Raw genomic sequence first — 25,177 nt, forward strand, 5'->3', positions numbered from 1 at the left:
CCGCTACTTCCGGCCGAAGTGGAGCTGAACCGCCTCGGCGTCCTTCTTCGGTATCTCGGCCAGCGTGCGGGTGGTCTTGCCGTGGAAGTCGATGACGACGAGCTTCCTGTCGGCCTTGCGCTGGTCGTACAGGACCAGGTGGTGCTCGTCCCACCAGCCCTGGATGGACATCTTGGTCCAGGCCGGGATGGTGGCCGTGCGGTTGCCGGAGGCGAGGTTCCACACGCAGATGCTGGTGTCCTTGGTCGACTCCGACTCCGGGCAGTAGCTGTAGAAGGAGGCGCCGGAGGGGGAGAAGAGCCCCGCCCCGGGGATCTGGCTCACCCACGGCAGGGTGCGCACGACGTCGCCGTTCAGGTCGCGGAAGCGCAGTCCGAACCTCGGCTTGCCCTTGGTCTCGTAGGCGCCGACGACGTACGCGCCGTCCGGGCTCCAGTCGAAGTTGCCTAACCCGTCCCGTTGGTCGTCGGTCATCACGACGGTGGCCTTGCGGGTGGTCACGTCCACCACGACGAAGCCACCGGGGTACTGCTGCTCCTTCTTGTCGGTGAAGTGGTAGAAGGTGAGCAGGTAGCGCTTGCCGTCCCTGCTCCACACGCCGGCCAGCCCGCGCAGCGGCTGCTTGAGGGTGTCGACGACGAATCTCTCGCCGGTCCTGCGGTTGAGGAAGACGACGTTGTCGTAGTTTCCGGCCGCGAACTTCAGCATCGGGTTGATCGCGATCCAGGCGCCGTCCGGCGAGATGGTCGGATCGCCGAACTCGCCGTTCTCGGCGATCTTGCGAAAGGTGTCGGTGCCGGCGTCGCGGGCGTAGCTCCTCAGCACTTTGTCGTCGATGTTCTGGAGAAGGTAGGCGTTGACCTGGAACGGATCCGCCGGGTTCTCGTGCAGCTCGATCTTGGTGTCCGGGAGGGTCACGTCCTTGGTCGGCGGGCCCGGCGGGCTGGGCGAGGCCTGGATGACCGAGGCGGACGGCGCCGGCACGGGCGTCGGGGTGGCGCGCGCGACGGTGGTGACGGTCGTGCGGGGAACCAGCGCGTAGACCGCGCCGCCCGAGACGAGGGCGATGGCGACGGCGCCCGCGGCGAGCAGCAGGGTGCGGCGCCGGCGAGCGCCCCTTCCTGGAGGAGGGAGCGTCACGCGGGACGCCGGGTCGGGGGGCGGCGCCGAACGCAGGTCGCCCGGGGGCCACGCCGGCGTCGCGTCCGCCGCGTGCGGGGAGGGCGCGCCGGGCGCCGCGGCGATCGATTCCGCCGTGGCGAGGATCTGCGAGTGGCCGACCAGGCGGAGGAGGGCCTCGCCGGAGGTGGGGCGGCGGACGGGATCCTTGGACAGGCACTGGCCCACCAGGCTGAGCAGGTCGCCGTCCAGGACGCTGAGGTCGGGCTCGTCCCGCAGGACCTTGTTGATCGTGGCGGACATGCTGCCGGCGTCGAACGGGTCGCGCCCGGAGGCGGCGAAAAGCATGGTGGCGGCCCAGGCGAACATGTCGGACGCGGCGCCGACGGCCGAGCCCTCCAGCTGTTCGGGGGTGAGGTAGGCCGGGCTGCCGACCGAGCGCGTCGTGCTGGAGACCCCGGCGTCCAGGGCCTCGGCGATGCCGAAGTCGATCACCCGGGGGCCGTCCGGGCCGAGCAGGACGCTGCTGGGGTCGAACTCGCGATGGGCGATGCCGGCCTGGTGGATGGCGACGAGCGCGGTCATGGTGCCGATGGCCAGCCGGTGCAGCGCCGGGCCGCGCAGCGGGCCGTCCTGCTCGACGGCCCGCCTGAGGGTGGGCCCGTCGATGTACTCGCTGACCACGTACGGCCGCTCGCCCGCCAGGCCGGTCTCGATGACCTGGGCCGTGCAGAAGGCCGACACCTGCCGCAGTTCCTCGACCTTCGCGAGGAACCGGTCGGAGCCGGTCAGGCCGGCGTGCAGCAGCTTGAGCGCGACGTGCTCGTCATCCGGCCCCTTCGCCAGGTAGACCGTGCTCTTGCTCCCCTCGCCGAGCCGGCCGAGGACCTGGTAGCCGCCTAAATCGGGTGGATCATCCGTGAGGAGGGGCGAAGCCTCCGGCATGTCGGGATTCTCCTTAGGGAAAGTCCGTCGGTAGATCGTCAATTATGCGGATGAAAAGCGATGGCGGGGGAGTGCTCATCACTTTTGCCGGACTTTGACCAGCCTCTCACGCTTAGGTGTCGGGCGGGAGCGCCTGGCGGCGACGGGGAGTGGGCGGGCGGCGAGGCCCGATGTGGCACGCCGTCCGGGCCGGTGCCCGGCTTTCCGGAGTGCATCAAAGGTGTGTACGGAATCGACCGGCTTAGCGGATTGAGCGTCCTTTCTGGGTACTTCGGGATAAAGTCGACTCGAAAGGAAGATCATGGCTAGATGCGAAGTATGCGGTAATGATTATGAGATGAGCTTCGAAGTGCATGCCAAGGGCGGCGTGCACACCTATGACTGCTTCGAGTGCGCCATCCAGGGCATGGCGCCCGTGTGCGAGCACTGCGGGTGCCGCATCATCGGCCACGGTGTCGAGGCCAGCGGCCACTGGTACTGCTGCGCCCACTGCGCCCGCGAGAAGGGCATCTCCGAGCTGGTCGACCACGTCGGGGCCGTCTCCCGCTGACCACCGGCCCGTGGCCCGGCCCCCTGTGTCACCAGAGGGCCGGCGCCGAGGTCACAGCGAGCCGGCGGCGCGCAGGGCGCCCGTCAGGTCGTTGACCTTGGTGTCACGGACGCCGACCGGGGCCAGCTTCAGCCCTCGCTCGATCGTGGCGATGATGGAAGTGGTGTCGTAGACCGTGTGGTCCACGCCCGAGTGCCGCAGCGACCCGCCGACGATCAGCGCGGGGATGCGGGTGCCGGGCCCGAACCGGTCGGAGGCGCCGCGGGTGCGGCCGTCCCTGCCGGGCGGCGCGACGTGGTCCCACTGGCCGCCGAACTCGTCGTAGGTGACGACCACCAGGGTGTCCTTGGCCTGCGGCCCGCTCTGGACGGTCTTGAGCAGGTCCACCAGGTGGTCGCTGCCGTTCGGCTCGCTGGCGTAGCCCGGGTGCTCGTTCTCCGCGCCGTACGGCTTGACGAAGCTGACCGCCGGGAGCGTCCCCTCCTCGGCCGCCTCGACGAACGCCGTCTCGTCCTTCAGGTGCGCGCGGCCGGGCTGCCCGGGCGCGTACGCCGCGAAGTAGTTGAACGGCTGGTGGTGGTACTGGAACAGCGGGCCCGGATGCCCGGCCTCCGCGTCGTCCCAGCCGCCGGAGTACCAGGCCCAGCTGACGCCCTTGCCGCTGAGCCGGTCGCCGATGTTGGGGTACGCGGCGTCGTCGATGAGCGGAAGCCGCGCCCCGCCGCCGTGCGGCGCGCTCGCCGGCTGGATGGTGTTGACCGCGTAGTCGCCGCAGGCGAACGCCGGGTTGGCCGTGGGCCCGCACGCCTGTGTGAGCTGGGCGTCCTTGACCGCCGTCGCCGGCTTGTACAGCGGGTAGCCGGCGTTGGGGAACCCCGCGGCGTCGAGCACCGAGTGCAGCCCCTCGTCCGGCCCGCCCGGGCCCGCGCTGGTGTCGACGGGCGCGCGGCCGGCGATCAGCCACTGGTGGTTGAGGAACGAGCCGCCGAAGGCGCCCTGGAAGAAGCGGTCGGCGATCACGTACTTGGGCGCGCCGGCCGAGTGCAGGTACTTCCAGATGGGCAGCTCACGGGTGTCGTAGACGCCCATGGTGAGGCCGATGGCGTCGCTGCCGGTCACGTAGCGGTCCTGCCGGCCGTGGTCGATCTGGTACTGCTCCTGGTAGAAGCGGTGCACCAGGTCGCGCGTGCAGCCTCCGGGCTCGGCGCCGTCGGCGTCCTCCGGCACGCCGTTGGGGGCCGACACGCCCGGCGCAGGGCAGGTCCTGTCCTCGGGCCCGATGTAGTCGTCGATGGTGAACGGCCGGTTTGCGAAGTGGCTGGCCGCCACGCCGTGCGCGGCGTCCTGGCAGGTGCCCTCCAGGGGAGGGGTGGCGAGGTTGACGTCGTTCTGGGCCAGGCAGCGGTAGGGAGTGCCGTCCTGGGCGACCTGCCTGACCCGGACGGCGTCCCGGCCGAGGCCGTCCACGCGCTGCCCGCCGACCGGGCCCCAGTCGCCGTACAGGTTGTCGAAGCTGTGGTTCTCCTCGTAGATGACGACCAGGTGGCGGTAACCGCCGATCACGTGCGGCTCCGGGCGGCCGTGGCCGCCGTCGGCCACGGCCGCGCAGGCCGGCAGCGACAGGGCGCCCAGCAACCCGCAGGCGGCGGCGGCCGTCAGAGGTCTTCTTCTCGCTCGCATCCGCACATCATCACCCCTTGACCGCGCCGATGATTACTCCCTTGGTGAAATGGCGTTGCACGAACGGGTAGACGAACAGCACCGGAATCAGCGCGACCGTGACGATCGACATCTGGATGGCCAGGCTCGGCGGCAGGGGATGGCCGGCGATGGTGTCGCTGGTCTGGCCGACGATCAGCGACTGCCCCTGCAGGACGTACTGCCGCAGGACGACCTGCAGCGGCCACTTGCTCGCGTCGTTGAGGTACAGCACGGCGTTGAAGAAGGAGTTCCAGTAGCCGACCGCGTAGAACAGGCCGATGACCGCGATGACGCCCTTGGAGACGGGCAGCACGATGCGCCACAGGATGCGGAACTCGCCGGCCCCGTCCACGCGCGCGCTGTCGGTCATCTCGCCGGGGATGTTCATGAAGAACGCGCGCATCACGACCAGGTTGAACGCGCTCACGGCCCCGGGCAGGATCAGCGACCAGTAGCTGTCGATCAGCCCGAGCGAACTGACCAGCAGATAGTTCGGGATCATCCCCGGCCCGAACAGGAACGTCAGCAGGATCATGAACAGCAGCGGGCGGTGGAACAGCGAGCCGGGCCGCGACAGCCCGTAGGCCGCCAGCACGGTCACCGACAGGCTGATCGCCGTGCCGACGGCGGTGACGGCCAGGCTGACCACGACGGCGCGGGTGACCACTCCGCCGGAGAACAGCTCGCCGTAGGCGGCGAACGACAGCTCGCCGGGGACCCACACCAGCCCGCCGGCCCGGGTGACGGTCTCCTGGGTGGACAGGCTGGTCAGCACCACCATGTAGACCGGGAAGACGACGCAGGCCGCGATCAGCGTGAGCGTCAGGTTCTTGGCCAGCCGTCCGGCGAGGCGCGGCGCCTCGTCCCAGGCCGGGCGCGAAGTCGTGGTCGTCATGATCGCTTGTAGATCCCCTGCTCGCCGAATCGGTGGGCCACCTTGTTGGCCACCAGGATGAGCAGCAGCCCGACCAGGCCCTTGACCAGGCCCGCCGCCGCTCCGTAGCTCCACTCGCCGGTGGTCAGCGTGCGCCAGTACACGAAGGTGTCCAGAACCTCGGCCGCCTCCCTGCCGACCGCGTCACGCTGGAGGAAGAACTGCTCGAACCCCACGTTGAGCGCCTCGCCGAGGCGCAGGATCAGCAGCAGGATGATCACCGGGCGCAGGCCGGGCAGCGTGATGTGCCACATCCGCTTCCAGCGGCTCGCGCCGTCCACCGCCGCCGCCTCGTACAGGTTCTGGTCGATGGCGGCGAGCGCGGCCAGGAAGATGATCGTTCCCCAGCCCGCGTCCTTCCAGACGGTCTCCGCGGTGACCAGCAGCAGGAAGGTGTCGGGGTTGGTCATCAGCTCGACGCCCTTGTGCCCGTGGTCGCGCAGGATCTGCGAGATCAGCCCGGCCCCGCCGAACATCTGCTGGAACAGCGTCACGACCAGCACCCAGGAGAAGAAGTGCGGCATGTAGACGATGCCCTGGATGAGCAGCCGCAGGCGGGGCCGCACGACGCTGTCGAGCAGGATGGCCAGCGCGATGGGCACGGGGAAGTAGAAGACGAGCTGGAACGCGGTGATGCTCAGCGTGTTCAGCGTCGCGTCCCAGAAGCTCTGGTCGGCCAGCAGCCACTGGAAGTTGCTGAACCCGACGAACGGGCTGTCCTTGAAGCCGACGTAGGGCGAGTAGTCCTGGAAGGCGATGACGTTGCCGAGCAGCGGCACGTAGTGGAAGACCAGCAGCAGTCCGGCCGCCGGGAACGTCATCAGCAGCAGCGGCCAGTCCCGCCGGAGGCGGCTCGGCAACGGCCTGCGGGCGGGATCGGCGCCGGCCCCGACCGGTTTCCTGCCGTTCCGGCTTGCTTTGGAGGCGGTGTTGCGGACATTGTTAGTGGTGCCGGTTCCGGCGGGTGAGGTCAGGTCACCCGCCGGGCCGGTCTCCGTGGCCTTTCTCAGCACTCCGGCCGCCTTCGCCCGCCCGGCCGGGACCGGCCCGTTCGGACGTCGCGCACGGTCGTCGCGCTCGCCATGCTCGTCGGGCGGCTACGCACGGCCGTTGTCCCGCAGGACCTTCATGTAGAACTCGCGCGCCTCGTCCCCGCCGTCGCGCCGCCACTCGGCGACGATCTGCTTGACGTCGCTCACCGGCCGGCGCCCGCGCATGATGTCGGTGAACTTGTCCTCGGTGGGGATCTGCAGGCCCGCCATCCGGGACGGCCGCTGGTCCCGGATGCCGTCGAGCGGGGTCTTCTCGATGTACTTGAACGACGCGTTCTGCCATCCGACGCTGCCCCGGACGGCGTCGGGGAAGGCCACGTAGTCGGCGGCGATCGGCCTGCCGCCGAGGAAGACGTAGGTCGGCTGTGCCTCCTTGCGCCCGAGGTCGGTGAACTGGGGCACGCCCTTGTCGTCCCGGGTGAAGTGCTTGCCCTCCACGCCGTAGGTCGCCAGTTCGTACTCCTTGGTGCCGAACGGGGCGGCGCACCAGTTGAGGACGGACAGCAGCTCCGCGATCTTGTCCTTTCCCAGGCCCTTCTTCACGAACGTGAAGATCCCCGCCGGCTTGTTGTGGTACATGATCGGCGTGCTGCCGTCATGGGAGAACAGCGGCATCGCCTCGATGGCGAACTTCGGGTTCTTGCCGCGGTGCTGCTGCAGCAGTTCGTGCCAGGCGCCCAGGCCGTCGCGGTAGATGACGATCTGGCCGGAGGCGAACAGGTCCTTCTCGTTGGCGCCGCGGTTGGCGCTGACCACGTTCGGGTGGATGAGCTCCTCCTGGAAGAGCTTGCGCATGAAGGCGACGCACGCCTCCCACTCGGGCGTCTCGTACTTGTAGACGAGCTTGCCGCCCTCCAGCCGCCACTCCTGCGGGACCTTGAAGACGGGCCACACCATCTCGTGGATGTCGCCGAACGCCCAGCGCTTGCCCTTGGGATCGGTGATCGCCTTGCCCAGGTCGAGCAGCTCGTCGGCGGTCGTGGGCATCTTCCAGTCGGAGTGCTGGTCGAAGATGTCCTTGCGGTAGAGCAGGGCGAGGGGGAACGGGTCGGTCGGGAAGGGCACCGCCATGAGCTTGCCGTTGAAGACCGAGAAGCCCCACGCGGGGCTGGGCAGGTTGGCCAGCATCGGGTAGGCCTTGACCTTGTCGCCCTGCAGGTAGGGGGTGAGGTCCTCGAACGCCTGGTCGACGGCCCGGTTGAAGTCGGCCATCTTCTCGATCTCCCACTGCGGGATGACCATGAGGTCGGGGATGTCGCCGCCCGCGAGCCGGGCCGTCACCTTGTCGACGTAGGTGGTCCCGTCGGCGATCTGGAAGTCGATGGTCGCGCCGATGTCGGCGTTGCACGCCTGGAAGTAGGCGTTCTCCGACAGTCCGGGCGGGGGAGGGCCCCACAGCGGCGTCATCGCCTTGTAGGAGCCGCCCTTGCCGGCCGTGCCGGGGACGGCGTCGGCCAGGGTGGCGGGGTAGTTCAGGAAGCCGCCGCCGACGTCGGGCACGCCGAGCAGGTTGGAGACGGTGCCGGGGACGTCCGGCTTCACGCCCTGGAAGGGCACGTAGGACGGGGTGAGCGACTTCAGCTTGTCGGCCGCCGCCGCGGTGGCGCCGCCGCTGCCGGGCCTGCGCCCGGAGGGGGTGGAGCAGCCGGCCACGAGGCCGCCTCCGGCGAGCGAGGCCGCGCCGAGGCCGACCAGGCCGAGGAACCCCCGGCGGCTGGGATGGGTGCCGGCGCTCGCGCCGTCAGTGGGAGATGTCATCGGAGGCTCCCTTCGCGGGGGTGTGCGGCGCTTCATACGGGGGTGTCAACGGCGCTCCTTCAGGTCGGGCCAGGTGTGTGAAGGGTCGAGGGTGTCGGGAGGGGCGGGCCCCGGGGTAGAGTTAGTTCGTCTGATGACCAAACAAATTAGTCCAGGGGCCCGGGCGCCACAAGGGACGGCCCGGCCGTTCCCCCGGGCCGCCGGTCACGGATTGGTGACGGCGGCCGGCGAGGGAGGGCGAGGGCGAGGTATGACCAGCGGCTCGACGATGCGGCATGATGGGCCCACCGGGGCTCAGCGGGAACGGGGCTGATTTTGATCAATACGCACACCGGGCCTCAGCCGGCGGACTTCGCCGACGTCAGGGCCACCAACCTCGCGGTCGTGCTGCGGTTCGTGCGGGAGAACGCGCCCTGCTCCCGGGCCGACATCGCGGCCTCCACCGGGCTCAACAAGGCCACGGTGTCCAGCCTGGTCGCCGACCTCATCGACCGGCGGCTGCTGCGCGAGACCGGCCTCACCGAGAACCGCGTCGGCAGGCCGGCCACCATGCTCGTGCTGGACGGCTCCCCCTACGCCGCCATCGGCATCGAGGTGAACGTCGACTACCTGACCGCCGTCGCCGTCGACCTGGCGGGCACCGAGCTGCTGTCGTGGCGCCGGTCCTTCCCCGGCGCGACCGCCACCCCGAACCAGGCGGTCGCCGCGGTCGCCGCCCTGGCCCGGCGGGTGCTCGGCCGCATGGGCAAGGAGGCCCGCCAGGTGCTCGGCCTGACGGTCGCGGTGCCGGGCCTGGTCGACGTGGGCGGCTCGGTGCGCATCGCGCCCAACCTGGGCTGGCATGACGTCGACCTGGCCGGCGACCTTGCCAAGGCCCTGCGCGACCCGGGCTTCCCCGTGCTGGTGGACAACGACGCCAACCTCGCCGCGCTCGCCGAGCACCGCTTCGGCCCGCACGGCGGGGCGGCGGATCTGGTCTACCTCACCGGCGCGGTCGGCGTTGGCGCGGGCGTCATCATGGACGGCCGGCTGCGCCGCGGCGGCCAGGGCTTCACCGGCGAGATCGGCCACATCCAGATCGACCCCTCGGGCGCCGAGTGCCGCTGCGGGCGCCGCGGCTGCCTGGAGGCCGTCGCCGGCATGACGGCCGTGCTCCAACGCACCGCCCCCGACGCCGCGCCCGCCGAGCTGGAGCCCGAGATCGAGGAAGTCGTGCGGCTCGCCCGCGGAGGCGACCCGCTCATGCTGGACACCCTGGCCACCATCGGCGGCGAGCTGGGCAAGGGCGTGGCGATCATCGCCAACGTGCTCAACCCCGAGGTGGTCGTCCTCGGCGGCTACTACATCGCCCTCGCGCCGTGGGTGCTGCCCGCCGCGCGCGAGGAGTTCGCCCGCCGCAGTTTCGCCCCGGAGGCCGGCGGCACCCGCCTGGTCGCCTCCACCCTCGGCTACGGGGCGGCGGCCCTCGGGGCGGCCGCCCGCCTGCTGGACTCGGTCGACTCCGGCCGCCTGCCCGCCCAGGGCTGACTCGCGACGGACTCTTGACGGACTCTTGACCCAAAGGCCGCGAAGCGGCACTCTTCAGGAGAACCCCGGATGTAACGCTGCTGAAATCTTCGTGCACACCGTCGAAGCGCTTCGATACGCCTGGACGTCCCGGCCGCGTCGAAGCGCTTCGACCACCAGAGACGCTCGGCGTCGAAGCGCTTCGAAACGCACCTCGGTGAGCGAAGGACGGTCCCAGATGAACGAACCGGTGTCAGGCACCTTCCGCGATCCCGCCCTGCCGGTCGAGGCGCGCGTCGCCGACCTGCTCGCCAGGCTCACGCTGGAGGAGAAGATCGGCCTGCTGCACCAGTACCAGGCGGCCGTGCCCCGGCTCGGCGTCGGGGCCTTCCGCACCGGCACCGAGGCCCTGCACGGGCTCGCCTGGCTCGGCCCGGCGACCGTCTTCCCGCAGGCGATCGGACTGGCCAGCACCTGGGACCCCGACCTGGTGCGCCAGGTGGGCGCGGCCACCGGCGAGGAGGTGGTGGCGATGCACCACAAGGACCCCGCCGGCGCGGGCCTCAACGTCTGGGCGCCCGTCGTCAACCCGCTGCGCGACCCCCGCTGGGGCCGCAACGAGGAGGGCTACTCCGAGGACCCATGGCTGACCGGCGTCATGGGGACCGCCTTCTCCCGGGGCCTGCGCGGCGACCATCCGACGCTCAGGACCGCCCCCACGCTCAAGCACTTCCTGGCCTACAACAACGAGACCGACCGCTGCGTCACCTCCAGCAACCTGCCGCCCCGCGTGCTGCGCGAGTATGAGCTGCGGGCCTTCCGCCCCGCGATCGAGGCCGGCGCCGCCGTCTCGCTGATGCCCTCCTACAACCTGGTCAACGGCCGCCCGGCCATGCTCAGCCCGCTGATCAACGAGGTCGTGCGCGCCTGGACCCGCGACGACCTGCTGGTGGTCAGCGACGCCTACGCCCCCGGCAACCTCGCCGGCCTGCAGGGCTACCATGACGACCTGCCGCAGGCCTACGCGGCGGCGATCAAGGCCGGCACCGACAGCTTCACCCAGGACGACGACCGGCCCGCCGCCACGCTCGGCCACATCACCGAGGCGCTGGAGCGCGGGCTGCTCGCCGAGGACGACGTGGACACCGCCGTCCGCCGCGCGCTGGCCGTCCGCCTCCGCCTCGGCGAGTTCGACCCCGCCACCCCCTACGACGGCATCACCGAGGACATCGTCAACAGCGCCGGGCACCAGGCCCTCGCCCGGCGGGCCGCCACGCAGTCCATCGTCCTGCTGAAGAACGACGGCCTGCTGCCCCTGCGCGCCCCCGAGCGCGTCGCGGTCATCGGGCCGCTCGCCGACACGCTCATGGAGGACTGGTACAGCGGCACGCTGCCCTACGCCGTCACCGCCCGCGCCGGGCTCGCCGAACGGTGCGTCACCGCCTTCGCCGAGGGCGTCGACCGGGTCGCGCTCAACGCGGCGGGAGGCCACGTCACGGCCGCCGAGCACTTCGCCGGCGGCCCGCTCGCCGTCTCCCCGGCGGGCGAGGCCCGCGCCACCTGGTTCGACCTGTTCGACTGGGGCGGCGGCGCCTACGCGCTGCGGGCCTGCGCCAACGGCAGGTACGTGTCGGTCGGCGACGACGGCGTGCTGGTCAACGACCAGCCAGGCCCGAACGGCTGGGAGGTGCGCCAGACCTTCCGGCTGGACGAGCGTCCCCGCGGCACCCTGGCGCTGCGCCACATCTCCACCGGCCGCCACGTCGGGCTGGCGCCCGACGGCGTCCTGCGGCTCACCGACGACCCCGACACGGCCGCCGTGCTCACCCTGGAAATGGTCGAGAGCGGCGCCCAGGCCGCCGCCGAGCTGGCCGCCACCGCCGACGTCGCCGTCGTCGTGCTCGGCGACCACCCGCTGGTCAACGGCCGCGAGACCGAGGACCGCGCCGACCTCGCCCTGCCGCCCGCGCAGGAGGCGCTGCTGCGCGCCGTCCACGCCGCCAACCCCCGCACGGTGCTGGTCCTCAGCAGCGGCTACCCGTTCGCGGTCACCTGGGCCCAGGAGAACGTGCCGGCCGTCCTGTGGTCCGCCCACGGCGGCCAGGAGTACGGCAACGCCCTGGCCGACGTGCTGTTCGGCGACGAGGACCCCGGCGGCAGGCTCACCCAGACGTGGTACAGGTCGGCCCGCGAGCTGCCCGACCTGTTCGACTACGACATCATCGCCACCGACTCCACGTACCTGTACTACCGGGGCACGCCGCTGTACCCGTTCGGCCACGGCCTCGGCTACACCCGGTTCACCTACTCCGACCTGCGCCTGTCCTCGGCCGCCCTCGCGCCGGACGACGTGCTGCACGTGCGGGTGACCGTCACCAACGTCGGTCTGCGCCCCGGCACCGAGGTCGTGCAGCTCTACACCCACCAGCGGCGCTCGCGCGTCAAGCAGCCGCTGCGCCAGCTGCGCGGCTTCGAGCGGGTGCGGCTCGCGCCCGGGGAGAGCCGCACCCTCACCTTGTCCGTCGACGTCGCCGACCTGGCGTTCTGGGACGTCACCCGGGGGAGGTTCGTGGTCGAGGAGGCCCCGCACAAGGTCCAGGTGGGCGCGTCGGCGCGCGACATCCGGCTGTGCGCGCACTTCACGGTGGCCGGCGAGCGCATCCCCGCCCGCGACCCCTACACCCGCCCCCTGGACGCGGCCGACAACGACGAGTACGACGGAATCGTGCTGTGCGACGCCGCCCGCTCCGGCGGCGACGCGGTCCGGGGCACCGACCCCGGCGGGTGGATCGCCTTCCGGGAGGTCGACTTCGCCGGCGGCGCCGCCGACTGCCTGCTGGCCGTCTCCAGCACCGAGGGCGGCGTGCTGACGCTGCGGCTGGACGACCCGCTGTACGGCGAGGTCATCGGCGCGGTGTCGGTGGCGCCGTCGCGGGACAGATACGACCTGGCCACGGTCACCTGTCCCCTCGCCGGGGCGGCGGGAGTGCATGATCTCTATGTCGTGTTCGAGAACGAGGGGGTCACGGTGAGCGAGCTCCGCTTCACCCGGCAGGCCACGGGGAGCGCTCGTTGAGAACGGTCACCATCGCCGACGTCGCCAAGCACGCCGGCGTCGCCGTGAGCACCGTCTCGTACGTGCTCAGCGGCAAGCGCGCGATCTCGGCGACGACGAGCCAGCGCGTCATGCGCAGCGTCCGCGCGCTCGGCTACCACCCGAACGCGGGCGCCAGGGCGCTGGCCAGCAAGCGGTCCAACGTCATCGCGCTGGTGCTGCCGCTGCGCGCCGGCATGCACCTGCCCGTCCTGATGCAGTTCGCCACCTCGGTCGTCACCACCGCCCGGCAGTTCGACCACGACGTGCTGCTGATGACCGCCGACGAGGGGCCCGACGGGCTGCGGCGGGTCGCCGCGAGCGCGCTGGTGGACGGCCTGGTGCTGATGGACGTGGAGATCCACGACCCCCGGGTGCCGCTGCTGCGCGAGCTGGAGGAGCCGAGCGTGCTCATCGGCTTCCCGGCCGACGCCTCCGGGCTGACCTGCGTGGACCTGGACTTCGCACAGGCAGGGGCGATCTGCGCCGAGCACCTGGCCTCCCTCGGCCACCGCGAGATCGCGCTGCTGGGCGCGCCGAACGTCGTCTACCAGCGCGGCACCGGCTACGCCGAGCGCACCATGGAGGGCTTCGCCGAGGCCGGGCGCGAGCACGGCGCGACGGCGATCGCCCGGCCGTGCGAAGAGAGCTTCGACGAGGTGTGCGCGGCCGTGAAGGCCCTGCTGGAGGAGCATCCCGGGCTCTCGGGCATCGTGGTGCACAACGAGGCCGCGGTCGGCCACGTGCTGGGCGCGCTGCGGGTGCTCGGCCGGCGGGTGCCCGAGGAGGTCTCGGTCGTCGCCATCTGCCCCGACGACGTCGCAGAACGGGCCAGCCCGCCGCTCACCTCGGTGCTCATCCCCGCGGCCGACGTCGGCCACCAGGCCGTCCGCCTGCTCATGGCCAAGCTGGAGGGCGGCGCCGTCCCCGACGCCACCCTGCTGCCGCCTCGGCTCACCATCCGCCAGAGCACGACGGCCCCCGGTCCCGTCCCGCTCCTCGCGAACCCGGCGACCGCACCGACGAAGGGCTGACCGCCCGTGCGCGCCGCCCGCGGCCCGCTCGGCGAGCACCGCGGCCCGGCGTGACGGCGGCGTCCGACCACCCCGCGCTCTGAACCGCGCCCAGGCCGCTCACCCGGTGGCGGCCTGCCGGGACGCGGCGGTGTGCTCGGCGGCCAGGGCGCAGGACAGCAGGAGCACCAGGGTGGCGAGCTGGGCGATGGAGGACCACAGGCCGAGCGGGATGGTGAGGGGCGCGACGGCCGCCGCCACCGTGCGCAGCGGGCGCGCGGGCAGGGCGAGCACCCGGCGGTACATCGTGTCGCCCGCCAGGTAGAGCGTCACGCCCGCCGCCAGGGCGATCGCCGGGCCGGCGTGCAGGTGGTCCAGCGGGTGGCCGATCGCGTTCTTCACCCCAGCCGCGACGCCGACGATGCCGAGCAGCATCGGGATGTGGGCGTAGAAGTAGGCGCCGAGGATGAGCCGGGTGCGGCGCACCGGCTCGGCCTGTACCAGCGCGTGCTCGGCGGCGGCGTCGTCCTCGCCGCCGAAGTAGCTCCACCACAGACACGCCGCCAGGGCGAGCCCCAGCGCGGCGGCGGCCAGCAGGGCCGGGCTCACCTCGCCGTGGGCGCCGATGCCGATGGCCACCACCGACTCGCCGAGCGCCACGATCACCAGCAGCCCGTGCCGCTCGACGATGTGCGCCGGGTGCAGCGGGAAGCCCTTCTGCCCGATGAAGTACGGGCTGCCCCACAGCAGCACCATGGCCGCCGCCCAGAGCAGGTAGACCAGGACGCCGTCGGCGAGGCCGGCCGCGAACAGCAGTGCGGTCGCCGCGAGGTTGAACGGGATGACCCGGACGAACGAGGCGGTCGCCTGGAGGTACAGGCCCGCGTGGACCAGCACGATGATCAGGTAGCCGAGCGCGAAGGCCCACCCGCCGCCGTCGAAGGCCCGGGGGATGGCCAGTGCCATGATGAGGAATCCGGCCATGCCGAGCAGGATGAGCACCCGCCGGGCAGGGCGGGCGGGCGGCACGGTGTTGGTCAGCCAGGCGTATCCGGAGTACATCCACCAGATGACGCCGAAGACCAGCAGCACGCGCACCGCGCCCTCGACGGGACCGCCGTGCGCGGTCTGCGCGGGGGCCTGCGGGGCGAAGCCGTCGACGAGCAGCGTGGTGAGCTGCGTGACGGTGAAGACGAAGACCAGGTCGAAGAAGAGCTCCAGCGTGGAGACGCGCAGCTCCTGATGGGGGGAGGTGGGCTCGACACGTTCGGCGAACCAGCCGGGCAGGCGCATGCGCCCATCCTCGCCCCCATTCGCCTCTTATGGCCGCAGAGTTCGCCCGAGGCTGATCATCCGCCCTTAAGGTTCGCGGTCACGCTAGTCGGTGTCGGAAGGAGTGGTGGTCTTCCTGCCGCCCGCGACCAGGCGGTCGGTTCTGGTGGAGGTGGACGGGGCGTCGGTGGTGATGTCCTCGGCGTCGTCGGAGGGCTTGGCCGGGCGGCGCGGCCGGGCCTTGCGGGGCGCGGTCACCTCGCCGGCGCCGCCGGCGTCGCGGGTGCCGCCGGTGTCGCCGGCGCCGGTACGGCCTTCGGGGAAGGTCACCGGGCCCTTGGCGCTCGCGTCCTTGACGGCCGGGCGCTGGACGGGGGCCTGCTTGGCGCCCCCCGCGTCGCCGCCCGTGCCGGACGCGGTGGGGGCGGGGTCGTCCCCGGAGGACGAGGCGGGGCGCCCGGTCTCGCGCCAGGAGGCGATGACGTGGTCGGCCTCGGCGTCGGCGGCCATCTCGTCGGCGGCCTCGGCCTCGCGCCTGCGGATCACGACCAGGTGGTCGACCGACAGGCGCCCGGCTCCGACGACCGCGAGAAGCACCGACGCCGAGCCGAGAGCGACGATGAGGTTGATGTCCCCGCCGGTCAGCGGCAGGCCGGTGTCCCCGCTGACCAGCACGAACACGGCCAGCGCCTCGGCGAAGAGTATGAGCCCGCAGGCCGGGACGGCCAGGCCCGCGACCAGGAGGGCTCCTCCGATGAGCTCGATGAGCATGGTGGTGGCGGCCCACAGGCCCGGCGCCGGGGCGTCCATCCGGGCGAACTGCTCACTGGTGGCGGTCAGCCCGAACTCCAGCTTGTGCCAGCCGTTGGCGAAGAAGATGCCGCCGACGCCCAGCCGGGCGGCCAGCGCGGCGAGATCCTGGAGGGTTCGTCTCACGGTAGCCATTCTCCTGGGGTCGGTCGGCGTTGCACAGACAATTGCCCTGTATCGCCCCCGACATGCGCGCCGGAGTGGCGCACGGACGGGCTGGACGGAACGCGGAAGCGGGCGCGGGACGGGGCGCGGGACGGCGGGGCCGTGGGCCGGTCGCCGGGTCGCGGGCCGGCCGGGTCAGAGGGGGATGCGTTCGCGGTCGGGGCCGGGGACCGGGGAGCGAGAGGGACGGCGGGGGAGCAGGACCAGGGCGGTGATCGCGGTGACCGCCAGCAGGGCGACGCTCACCAGGATCGTGGAGTGCAGGGCGGTGACGAAGGCCGCGCGGGCGCCGTCCATGAGCGAGTCGCCCGCGGGCCCGCCCACCTCCCGGGCGACGTGCGCGGCCGAGGCCAGCGACTCCCTGGCCTGGCCCATGGCCGCCGGCGCGACCCCCGGCACGGCGGCCACGCCGGGCGCGTACACGATGGTGGTGACGGTGCCGAGGACGGCCACCCCGAGCCCGGCGCCGAGCTCGTAGGCGGTCTCCTCGATCGCCGCCGCGCCGCCGGCGCGTGACTCCGGCGCGGACGCCATGATCGTGTCGGAGGCGGCGAGCAGCGCGACCTCCACGCCGAAGCCGATGCCGGCGAAGCACACGCAGAGCATCACCGGGTGTTGTTCGGCCCCCCAGAGGAGGGTCGGCGCCAGGGCCAGCCCGGCGAGGGCCAGGCCGCCCGTCATGGTGGCCCGCAGGCCGAACCGCTGCAGCAGGTGGGCCGCGCACAGGCCGCCCGCGATGGCGGCGATCATGAGGGGGAGCATGCGGGCCCCCGCCCGCAGCGGGCTGTCGCCGAGCACGAGCTGGAGGTACTGCGCCAGCATCAGCTGGAGCCCGACCAGGGAGAAGACGGCCAGCAGCACGCACAGGACGCCGATGGCGAAGCCGCGCTCGGAGAACAGCCCGATGTCCAGGAACGGCCGGGCCAGACGGCGCTGGCGCGCGGTGAACCAGACCAGCAGCCCGACGCCGGCGATCATGATGGCGACCGCCGGGGCCGTCCCGACCGTCCCGCCGTGCCCCAGCTCCTTCAGCCCGAAGGCGAGGAACAGCACGCCCAGTGTGGACAGCGCGGCGCTCGGCACGTCCCAGCCGTGGCCGGGGTCGCCGTCGGAGCGGGGCAGCAGGCGCGTGGCCAGCGGCAGCGCCACCACCAGCAGCGGGACGTTGATCAGGAAGACCGCGCCCCACCAGAAGTGCTCGACCAGGACGCCTCCGACCAGCGGGCCGAGGGCGGCGCCCCCGGCGGCGACCGCGCTCCAGACGCCGAGGGCGATGGCCCGCTCGCGGCGGTCGGTGAACACCTGCCGGATGATCGAGAGCGTGGCGGGCATGATCATCGCGCCGCCGACGCCGAGCAGCGCCCGCGACAGGATCAGGGCGAGCGGGCCGCCCGAGAAGGCGGCCGCGAGCGACGCCACGCCGAAGACGACATAACCGGCCAGCACGAACCGCCGCTTGCCGTACCTGTCGCCGAGCGTGCCGAAGGTCACCAGCAGCGGGGCGACGACCAGCGAGTACACGTCGATGATCCACAGCAGCTCGACCGCGGACGGCTCCAGGGCTGCGGTCAGGGCGGGGACGGCGATGTGCAGGACCGTGGCGTCCACGGCGATCAACAGGAGGCTGAAAGAGAGCAACGCGAGCACCGACCACCGGTTCGCCTGATGGTCTATGGTCGTGCCTCTGACGCGGCTCCCTGGCCGGGTGCCCAGAACGGTCATTGATCAGCCGAAAGGTTCTCGCCCGCAGAACATGCGAGGCAGCTTAGGCCATCTCGGTTGATAGTTCAGCGGGTTGTGACAATGGCCCTGACTCACCGCGTCCTGGACCGCCGGTCGCTGAACGGGTCGCGGTGAAACGGTGGCTATCGGACTATGCCGACCTTCGCGACATTCCGCCCTGGAGGTGCCCCTGGGGTTGGTGATCAAGGTGGGGCGGCGCCGACCTCTCTAGAGAGCTATAGGTATATGTCCGGCATCTAGGCAATCGGTGATCCGCAACGGACCATGACGGCGTGGGGAACGCCAGCGAGTCAGATCCCTTACCGGTGCCATCCCCGCGAGATCGCTCCGATCCCCGCGCCTGGTGCGTCGTCGCCGTCGCCCGGCTGGCGCGCGACCTGCCCGAGGGAGCGCTGGAGGCCGCCGGCGAGGCGGTCGCGCGCGACCCCGACGGCGAGTGGGGGCATCGGCTGGTGAGTCTCGCCCATGAACGCCTCGGCCGCGACTCCGAGGCGGTCGTAGCGGCTCAGGACGCCGTCCGGCTCGCACCCGGCTCCTGGGCCGCACGGCTACGGCTCGGCTCAGTGCTGCGCAGGCTCCCCGGCCGATGGCGCGACGCCTGGAGCCAAGCCCAGCACGCCGTGCGCTTCGCCCCCGAGCAACCCGACCCGCACGTGCTGATCGGCGACCTCGCCCTGCTGCGCGGCGACCACCGGCAGGCCGCCGCGGCCTACCACGCCGCGCTGCGGAGGGAGGAGGAGCACCCCGGGGCGCGGGTCAACCTCGGGCTCGCCCACCTGCGCTGGGGCCGCCCGCGCGACCACCACGACCCGGTGTGGAGCGTCGACCCCCGCGAGACCGGCCTGGCCCGCCGTGCCCTGGAGCTGTGGGCCAGGCAGGTGCGCCTGCTCCTGGCGCTCTGCCTCGCGGCCGTCGCCGTCCTCGCCTTCTGGTACGACCTGCGCGACCAGGCGCGCATCGGCGGCGCGGCGGTGCTGCTCCTCGCGGCCGCCCTCACCGTGCGGCGGGCCCGCCAGATCACGGTGTGGCGGTACGTGCCGGGCATGCTCGCCCGCGACCTGTGGCTGTGCGTCGCGGTGTCGGTGACGGTCCTCGCGGTCGCCGCGTACGCCGCCGCGCTGCTCACCCTGCCGGCGTGGACGCTCGCCGACGAGGTCGTCCCCCTGGTCGCGGCGGCCGGCGCGCCCGAGATGGTCCGCTGGGACGACGTCGTCGGTGGCTTCTGGGCGGGATTGTTCGGGCTGGTGCTGTTCAACGGGGTGGCGGTGACCAGCCTGCGCGCGTTCGCCGAGACCTGGCAGGGCCGGCCCGTGCGGGCGCTGGCCGAGTTCACCGCCGTCCCCCCCGAGCGCGTCGGCCGGCGCGACACGGACGTGACCCTGTGGATCATCGCCGCCCGCCTGTGGTTCCTGGTGGTCCTGCTCGCCCTGCTGCCCGCGGTGGCGGCCGAGCCGCGCGCGGCGCTCGCCGGGGCATGCGTGCCGATCGCCATGCTGTACGTGCGCCGGCGCGGCGGCCTGCGCTCGCGCCTGAGGGAGATCCTGCGCGAGGACCGGGGGCTGGCGGTGGCGCTCGCGTTCCTGCTCGCGGCGTCCGCGGCCCTGGTCCTGGCGGGAGCCGTGCCCGTCCTGGGCCTGCGGCCATCGGCCGGGGCGTGGGCGTGGTGGTCGGTCGCCGCGGCGCTGGTCGTGGTGGTGCTCGCGTTCGCGGCGCGGGCCGCGCGGGCGTGGTGGCGGGGGTCGGCGGGGCCGTGGCGGGCCTCGCTGATCCTGTGCGAGGGCTGCGGCCCCCGCCTGCCCGGGGACGCGGGCCCGTCGGTCGCGCTGAGCCCGGAGGTGCGGCGGGCGTTCACCTACTCCCGCGGCGTCGTGTTGTCCTACACCGACGCGGGCGGCCCCCGCACTCTCGCCGTCGGGGCGGTCACCTCGGTCACCCGGTCGGGGGAACTGCGCCTGATCGCCGCCGAGGACGCCTGGGCCGCGGCCGAGCGCGACCCGCGGGTGGCGGTCTTCGTGGCCGATCCGATCGGGCGGCGGTTCTGGACCGAGGTGCGCGGCATCGCCCTGGCCGACCCGGCCGAGAACGTGCTCCGGGTGACGCCCAAGCACGTCATGGTGGGCGAGTACCCCGGCCGCCACGAGGCCAGGCCCGCTCCTCGGCGTCCGTGACCCCAGGCCCCCCGACGCCGCAGGGGCTGTGACCTCCTGGGCGTGGTCGGCGTCCGCCCGGCTCGGGGCCGTCCGGGTGTTCGCGGGGGACGAAGTTTCCGTTAAGTTACCCGTGCGCAGGGTTGGGACGGTCTCGAGATCTGGACATATACCTACTTATAGGTAGAAATCCAGCATCCTTCGGGGGTACCGATGAGCACACCGCAAAGCGACAAGCGGGCTCAGGACGTCATGCACCCGGGCGCCCAGTGCGTCGGCGAGCACGACAGCCTGCGCACGGCCGCGCAGATGATGCGCGATCTCGCGGTCGGCGCGCTGCCCATCTGCGGGGAAGACGACCGGCTCAAGGGCATCATCACCGACAGGGACATCGTGGTGAAGTGCTGCGCCGAGGGCAGGGACCTCGACCGGACGACGACCGGCGAACTGGCACACGGGCTGGTGTGGGTGTCCGCGGACAGCGACATCGAAGAAGCCCTGATGAAGATGGAGCAGCACCAGATCAAGCGCCTGCCCGTGATCGAGAACCACCGCATCGTCGGGATGATCAGCGAGGCCGACCTGGCGAAGGAACTGCCCGACAGCAAGCTCGCCGAGTTCGTGCACCGCCTCTACGCGGGAGCCTGACCGCCCCGCCCCGAGAACGCCCGGCCCCGGCCGGGCGGAAGACCGCCCGCGCGCCTCCGCCGGCGTGCCGTCGCGAGCACCGCGACGCGCCGACGGGGGCGCGCCGCCATGTGCGGGGGCGTGAACGCGGCGCGTCGTGGCGGGCGCGGCGCGGGACGCGCGCTCGGGGCCCCGGTGCGGTATAACCGGGAGGCGACCGGGGAGGCAAAATGCGGGACTCCGACAGGGCCCGGCCGGCGGGGCGCGCCGCGGCCCGTGATGCGTTCGAGCACGTCCGGCTCCGTTATTTCCAGCTTTCCCGTGCTACGAGACGGGTCATCTTCGGCGCTGTCCTCGTAGGCGCCATGGTCCTCGCCGTCTTCCTCGGCTGGTCGCCGTTCTCCACCTTCGCCACCACTCTGTTACTTCTCGGCTACGGCGAGCTGACGCTCCGCTATCCCCGCGCCGCCGCGACCGTCCTGGTCGTGGTGGCGTGGTCGTCCCTGATGATGGTCGCCGCCGAGTACGTCAGCCCGCACTCCCTGCTGCCCACCCTGTTCGTCCTGCTCGCCGTGCTGACCGGCGTGGCGGCCCACCTCATCAGGTGGGTGACGCCGTGGATCACCACCATGGCCGCCCTCGGCGCCGCCGCCCTCGTGAGTTTGGCCGTGGCCACCTTCTCGGCGGACGCCGCCACGTGGGCGGCGTACGGCGTCGCCGTGGCCGTGCTGGCCTACCGCCTGGTCCAGGCCGGGCAGGCGCGCAAGCGGCTGGCGGCGGCGCGCCCCGAGGCCCCTGCTCAGGCGCGCCAGCGCGTGCGGGACGGCGCGGCCGAGCGCGACGGCGGCGCCGAGCGCTCGGCGCCGCCGCCGATCTCGGTCGACGACGCCCTCGGCGAGCTCGAGAGCATGATCGGCCTCGACCCGGTCAAAGAGCAGGTGCGCTCGATCGCGGCGTCCATCGAGGCCTCGCGGCTGCGCGCCGAGGCGGGGTACGCCTCCGAGCAGCCCATGCGCCACTTCGTGTTCCTCGGCCCGCCCGGCACCGGCAAGACCTCCGTGGCCCGCACGGTCGCCAAGATCTTCTACGCGTTCGGCCTGCTCGAGACCCCCTACGTCGTCGAGGCCCAGCGCGCCGACCTGGTCGGCGAGTACCTCGGCGCCACCGCGATCAAGACCAACGAGCTGATCGACCGGGCACTCGGCGGCGTGCTGTTCATCGACGAGGCCTACAGCCTGGTCAACTCCGGGGAGGGCCAGCACGACCGGTTCGGCGCCGAGGCCGTGCAGACCCTGCTCAAGCGAGCCGAGGACGACCGCGACCGGCTCATCATCATCCTGGCGGGCTACGACAAGGAGATGTCCGCCTTCCTGGCCTCCAACCCCGGTCTGTCGTCCCGGTTCTCCACCCGCGTCAACTTCCCCACCTACTCGCCGGCCGAGCTGGTCGGCATCGTCGAGCTGCTGCGCGCCAGGCGGGGCGAGCGGCTGCAGGCCGACGCCCCCGCGGCGCTGCACGGGCTGTTCGAGGACGTTCACCGGCGCGGCCTGATCGACGAACTGGGCAACGCCCGCTTCGCCCGCAGCCTGGTCGAGGCGGCGGCGCAGGCCCGCGACGTGCGCGTGGTCGGGGCCGGCGGCTCGCCCAGCCGCGATGATCTCCTCACCACCACCACGGCCGACCTCACCAAGGCGTTCAACGAGATCACCGCCCGGTTCCGCGGCTACCAGGCCACGCCGACCCTCGCCGACGCCCTGGCCGACCTCGACCGCATGGCCGGCCTCGAGCCGGTCAAGCGCCAGGTGCGGGCCATCGCCGCGCAGTTGCGCGTCGCCCGCATGCGCCAGGAGCAGGGCCTGCCCGCGCCGCCGCAGATGCGGCACTTCGTGTTCGTCGGCCCGCCGGGCACCGGCAAGACCACCGTGGCCCGCGTGCTCGGCCGCGTCTTCGCCGCGCTCGGCCTGCTCTCGCGGCCCGACGTGGTCGAGGCCTCCCGCGCCGACCTGGTCGGCCAGCACCTCGGCGCCACCGCGATCAAGACCAACGAGCTGGTCGACCGGGCGCTCGGCGGCGTGCTGTTCATCGACGAGGCCTACAGCCTGGTCAACAGCGGCTATCAGGGCGGCGACGCCTTCGGCGCCGAGGCCGTGCAGACCCTGCTCAAGCGCGCCGAGGACGACCGCGACCGGCTGGTCGTCATCCTGGCCGGATACGCCTCCGAGATGGAGCGGCTCCTGGCCACCAACCCGGGCCTGGCCAGCAGGTTCAACCAGCGCGTGACCTTCCCCTCCTACAGCGCGGCCGAGCTCACCGAGATCGCGGCGCTGCTGGCGGAGGAGTCGGGCGACCGGTTCGACGACTCCGCGCGGCGCGACCTGGCCGAGGTGTTCGCGTGGGTCTGCGCCGAGGGCCTGATCGACGGTCTGGGCAACGGCCGCTTCGCCCGTTCGCTGTTCGAGCGGGCCGCGCTGGGCCGCGACGTCCGCCTCGCGGGACGCGGCGGCACCGCCAGCGCCGAGGAGCTCACCACCATCACCAGCGCCGACGTGCGCACCGCCGTCGACGAGCTGGCCGACCGCTGATCCCCGCGGGCCTGCCCGCGGGGTCCGCGTCCTTGGTTCACCGCCGCGCGCGCCGTCCTGACGGCTCGCCCGCCGTGGCCCGCGGCCGACACCTGGTCCGATTGACGACTTTCTTGTCACCAGATGGTTACGCGATGTAGCAGGATGGGCACGGAGGGACGCGGAACGTCCCTCACGGTGCGCGATCCGGCACGCCTGGGCAGTCGGCGGAAGGGGGGCGATGGCGGGATTCCTGCTTCGCCGGTTGGTGAACTACGTGGTGCTGATCGCCGTGGCCGCGAGCCTGGCGTACATGCTGGCCGCCGTCGCGCTGGACCCGCGGTCCAACTACGAGGGCCGCAATCCCCGGCCGCCCGCCGCGGTCATCGACGCCCGGCTCCGCGCGCAGAACCTCGACGACCGCACCCCGCTCTTGCGGCGTTACCTCACCTGGGCCGGGGGAGTGCTGCACGGCGACCTCGGCCGCACCTGGAACGGCGACCCGGTCGGCGCCCAGCTCGGGCGGCGCCTCGGCGTGACGCTGCGGCTGGTGGTGCTCGGCCTGCTGCTCGGCAGTGTCGCCGGCGTGCTCGTCGGCGCCGCCGCGGCCGTCGGGCAGTACGGCTGGTTCGACCGGCTGTCCACCATCGCCGCCTTCACCGTGCTCGCGATCCCCACGGTCGTGCTCGCCAACATGCTGATCATCGGCGCCATCTGGCTGAACGACCACCTCGGCGCGCAGGTGTTCCTGGTCAGCGGCGAGGCCACGCCCGGCCTCGCGGGCGGCCCCGGCGCGGGGCTGCTCGACCGGGTTCAGCACCTGGCCCTGCCGACGCTCTCGCTCGCCGTCGGCCAGGTCGCCGTCTACAGCCGCTACCAGCGCAACATGATGCTCGACGTGCTGGAGGCCGACTTCGTCCGCACGGCGATGGCCAAGGGGCTGCGCAGGCGCACCGCCCTGGTGAAGCACGCCCTGCGCACCGCCCTCATCCCCGCCGCGACGTACTTCGCGTTCACCTTCGGCGCGCTGCTGGTCGGCGCCACCATCACCGAGTCGGTGTTCGGCTGGCACGGCATGGGCGAGGAGCTCGTGGCCTCCATCCGCACCAACGACGTCAACACCGTCGCGGCGATCAGCTGCTTCGCGGCGCTGGCCGTGCTGCTGGCCGCCCTGGCCTCCGACGTGCTGCACGCCGTCCTCGACCCGCGGGTGCGGGTGGGCCGATGACCACCACGCTGAGCGAGGAGGAGTTCGCCGAGGGGGAGGCCGGGGCCGGGCGGGTCCGCGCGCCCTCACGGGGCCGGGTGGTGGCCGGGCGGTTCTTCCGCACCAGGCAGGGCGCCGCGGGCTTCGCGCTGCTGGCGTCGATGTTCCTGCTCGCCTTCGCCGGGCCGCTGGCCTGCCCCTGGTCGGCCGGCGAGCTCGACTTCTCGGCCTTCATGCAGCCGCCCTCGCCCGGCCACTGGTTCGGCACCCTGCAGACCGGCGCGGACGTGTTCGCCGTCACCATGCGCGGCGCCCAGAAGTCGCTGGTCGTCGGCCTGCTCGTCGCCGTGCTCTCGACGGGCCTCGCGGCCGTCGCCGGCTCCTTCGCCGGCTACTTCCTCGGCTGGACCGACCGCACGCTCATGTGGGTGGCCGACCTGCTGCTGGTGCTGCCCGCGTTCCTGGTGCTCGCGGTCATGTCGCCGCTGTTCGCCGGCGGGCGGTGGATGCTCTTCGTCGTCATGCTCGCGCTGTTCCTGTGGATGGTCACCTCCAAGATCGTGCGCGGCATGACCCAGACGATCAAGGAACGCGAGTACGTCAAGGCGGCGCGGTTCATGGGCGTGCCGCCCCGCACCATCATCTTCCGGCACGTCATGCCGAACCTCGCGTCTCTGCTGATCGTGGACGCGACGCTGAACGTCAGCGCCGCCATCCTCACCGAGACGAGTCTGTCCTACTTCGGGTTCGGGGTTCAGCCGCCTGACGTCTCCCTCGGAGGCCTCATCGCCGACGGGTCCAAGACGGCGCTGTACGCGCCCTGGACGTTCTGGTTCGCGGCCGGAGGGCTGATCATCACGATCCTGTCGGTCAACCTGGTCGGCGACTCGCTGCGCGACGCGTTCGACCCCGGCGCGGGGAGGTCCACGTGAGCGGGCGGGCGCGAGGCGTGCGCGACGCGGAGTCCGCCCTG

At 72.4% G+C, this 25,177-nt stretch carries 17 protein-coding genes; 9 read left to right on the forward strand and 8 right to left on the reverse strand.

Translation table 11 applies throughout. From position 1 onward, the window contains the following. Positions 1-3: 3 nt before the first annotated feature. Positions 4-2,064, reverse strand: coding sequence for a protein kinase (locus ABZT47_RS31055; protein ID WP_354849928.1), 2,061 nt, complete (start codon positions 2,062-2,064; stop codon positions 4-6). 301 nt (positions 2,065-2,365) lie between these two features. Between ABZT47_RS31055 and ABZT47_RS31060 the strand changes: the two genes are divergently transcribed. Further along, a complete protein-coding gene (locus tag ABZT47_RS31060) occupies positions 2,366-2,614 on the forward strand; it encodes a hypothetical protein (RefSeq protein ID WP_354849931.1) in 249 nt (82 codons plus the stop codon). A gap of 51 nt (positions 2,615-2,665) precedes the next feature. Here ABZT47_RS31060 and ABZT47_RS31065 read toward each other — a convergent pair whose 3' ends face one another. From ABZT47_RS31065 to ABZT47_RS31080, 4 genes are all read right to left on the reverse strand, one after another. Further along, positions 2,666-4,294 carry an alkaline phosphatase family protein gene (locus tag ABZT47_RS31065; protein ID WP_354849934.1) on the reverse strand — a complete coding sequence of 543 codons (1,629 nt, stop codon included), beginning with the start codon at positions 4,292-4,294 and terminating at the stop codon, positions 2,666-2,668. Positions 4,295-4,304: 10 nt separating this feature from the next. Next, on the reverse strand, positions 4,305-5,210 hold the full coding sequence (locus ABZT47_RS31070; RefSeq protein WP_354849937.1) for a carbohydrate ABC transporter permease: 906 nt from the start codon (positions 5,208-5,210) through the stop codon (positions 4,305-4,307). Next, positions 5,207-6,262: an ABC transporter permease subunit gene (locus ABZT47_RS31075; protein WP_354849940.1), complete on the reverse strand. Its 1,056-nt coding sequence runs from the start codon at positions 6,260-6,262 to the stop codon at positions 5,207-5,209. The genes ABZT47_RS31070 and ABZT47_RS31075 overlap by 4 nt, the downstream gene beginning before the upstream one ends. 84 nt (positions 6,263-6,346) lie before the next feature. Beyond that, positions 6,347-8,059: an extracellular solute-binding protein gene (locus ABZT47_RS31080; RefSeq protein WP_354849943.1), complete on the reverse strand. Its 1,713-nt coding sequence runs from the start codon at positions 8,057-8,059 to the stop codon at positions 6,347-6,349. A 315-nt stretch (positions 8,060-8,374) separates the two neighbouring features. Between ABZT47_RS31080 and ABZT47_RS31085 the strand changes: the two genes are divergently transcribed. The 3 genes from ABZT47_RS31085 (at position 8,375) to ABZT47_RS31095 (ending at position 13,693) form a co-directional block, all read left to right on the forward strand. Then, complete coding sequence (locus ABZT47_RS31085; protein ID WP_354849946.1) at positions 8,375-9,586, forward strand: ROK family transcriptional regulator; 1,212 nt, start codon at positions 8,375-8,377, stop codon at positions 9,584-9,586. A gap of 217 nt (positions 9,587-9,803) precedes the next feature. Next, positions 9,804-12,641, forward strand: a complete 2,838-nt coding sequence (locus ABZT47_RS31090; RefSeq protein WP_354849949.1) for a glycoside hydrolase family 3 C-terminal domain-containing protein — start codon at positions 9,804-9,806, stop codon at positions 12,639-12,641. Further along, the gene (locus ABZT47_RS31095; protein ID WP_354849951.1) at positions 12,638-13,693 is read left to right on the forward strand and encodes a LacI family DNA-binding transcriptional regulator; all 1,056 of its coding nucleotides are present in this window, start codon (positions 12,638-12,640) and stop codon (positions 13,691-13,693) included. The genes ABZT47_RS31090 and ABZT47_RS31095 overlap by 4 nt, the downstream gene beginning before the upstream one ends. Before the next feature lie 99 nt (positions 13,694-13,792). Here ABZT47_RS31095 and ABZT47_RS31100 read toward each other — a convergent pair whose 3' ends face one another. The 3 genes from ABZT47_RS31100 to ABZT47_RS31110 all read right to left on the reverse strand — a co-directional run bounded on the left by ABZT47_RS31100 (position 13,793) and on the right by ABZT47_RS31110 (position 17,566). Next, entirely contained in the window at positions 13,793-14,965 is a 1,173-nt protein-coding gene (locus ABZT47_RS31100) for a low temperature requirement protein A (protein ID WP_354849953.1), read from the reverse strand. Positions 14,966-15,049: 84 nt separating this feature from the next. After that, the gene (locus ABZT47_RS31105) at positions 15,050-15,880 is read right to left on the reverse strand and encodes a DoxX family protein (RefSeq protein WP_354849956.1); all 831 of its coding nucleotides are present in this window, start codon (positions 15,878-15,880) and stop codon (positions 15,050-15,052) included. A gap of 174 nt (positions 15,881-16,054) precedes the next feature. Beyond that, positions 16,055-17,566, reverse strand: a complete 1,512-nt coding sequence (locus ABZT47_RS31110) for an MFS transporter (RefSeq protein WP_354849959.1) — start codon at positions 17,564-17,566, stop codon at positions 16,055-16,057. Between the two features lie 401 nt (positions 17,567-17,967). On the opposite strand from ABZT47_RS31110, the gene ABZT47_RS31115 reads away from it, so the two are divergent. From ABZT47_RS31115 to ABZT47_RS31135, 5 genes are all read left to right on the forward strand, one after another. Continuing rightward, positions 17,968-19,830 (forward strand): hypothetical protein, encoded by a 1,863-nt coding sequence (locus ABZT47_RS31115; protein ID WP_354849962.1) that lies wholly within the window; start codon positions 17,968-17,970, stop codon positions 19,828-19,830. A gap of 192 nt (positions 19,831-20,022) precedes the next feature. Next, a complete protein-coding gene (locus ABZT47_RS31120; RefSeq protein ID WP_354849964.1) occupies positions 20,023-20,457 on the forward strand; it encodes a CBS domain-containing protein in 435 nt (144 codons plus the stop codon). Between the two features lie 209 nt (positions 20,458-20,666). Continuing rightward, on the forward strand, positions 20,667-23,018 hold the full coding sequence (locus ABZT47_RS31125) for an AAA family ATPase (RefSeq protein ID WP_354849967.1): 2,352 nt from the start codon (positions 20,667-20,669) through the stop codon (positions 23,016-23,018). A gap of 220 nt (positions 23,019-23,238) precedes the next feature. Next, positions 23,239-24,225: an ABC transporter permease gene (locus tag ABZT47_RS31130; protein WP_354849969.1), complete on the forward strand. Its 987-nt coding sequence runs from the start codon at positions 23,239-23,241 to the stop codon at positions 24,223-24,225. Further along, on the forward strand, positions 24,222-25,136 hold the full coding sequence (locus tag ABZT47_RS31135) for an ABC transporter permease (protein WP_354849972.1): 915 nt from the start codon (positions 24,222-24,224) through the stop codon (positions 25,134-25,136). The genes ABZT47_RS31130 and ABZT47_RS31135 overlap by 4 nt, the downstream gene beginning before the upstream one ends. Positions 25,137-25,177: the final 41 nt, after the last annotated feature.

It is taken from the genome of Sphaerisporangium sp. NPDC005289 (assembly GCF_040607455.1).
GTDB lineage: Bacteria > Actinomycetota > Actinomycetes > Streptosporangiales > Streptosporangiaceae > Sphaerisporangium > Sphaerisporangium rhizosphaerae.

Bases quoted from the DNA above. Each gene is read 5' to 3' on its own strand.
- ABZT47_RS31055 (WP_354849928.1), bottom strand. From the start codon at position 2,064: ATGCCGGAGGCTTCGCCCCTCCTCACGGATGATCCACCCGATTTAGGC.
- ABZT47_RS31060 (WP_354849931.1), top strand. From the start codon at position 2,366: ATGGCTAGATGCGAAGTATGCGGTAATGATTATGAGATGAGCTTCGAA.
- ABZT47_RS31065 (WP_354849934.1), bottom strand. From the start codon at position 4,294: ATGCGAGCGAGAAGAAGACCTCTGACGGCCGCCGCCGCCTGCGGGTTG.
- ABZT47_RS31070 (WP_354849937.1), bottom strand. From the start codon at position 5,210: ATGACGACCACGACTTCGCGCCCGGCCTGGGACGAGGCGCCGCGCCTC.
- ABZT47_RS31080 (WP_354849943.1), bottom strand. From the start codon at position 8,059: ATGACATCTCCCACTGACGGCGCGAGCGCCGGCACCCATCCCAGCCGC.
- ABZT47_RS31090 (WP_354849949.1), top strand. From the start codon at position 9,804: ATGAACGAACCGGTGTCAGGCACCTTCCGCGATCCCGCCCTGCCGGTC.
- ABZT47_RS31100 (WP_354849953.1), bottom strand. From the start codon at position 14,965: ATGCGCCTGCCCGGCTGGTTCGCCGAACGTGTCGAGCCCACCTCCCCC.
- ABZT47_RS31120 (WP_354849964.1), top strand. From the start codon at position 20,023: ATGAGCACACCGCAAAGCGACAAGCGGGCTCAGGACGTCATGCACCCG.
- ABZT47_RS31125 (WP_354849967.1), top strand. From the start codon at position 20,667: ATGCGGGACTCCGACAGGGCCCGGCCGGCGGGGCGCGCCGCGGCCCGT.
- ABZT47_RS31130 (WP_354849969.1), top strand. From the start codon at position 23,239: ATGGCGGGATTCCTGCTTCGCCGGTTGGTGAACTACGTGGTGCTGATC.
- ABZT47_RS31135 (WP_354849972.1), top strand. From the start codon at position 24,222: ATGACCACCACGCTGAGCGAGGAGGAGTTCGCCGAGGGGGAGGCCGGG.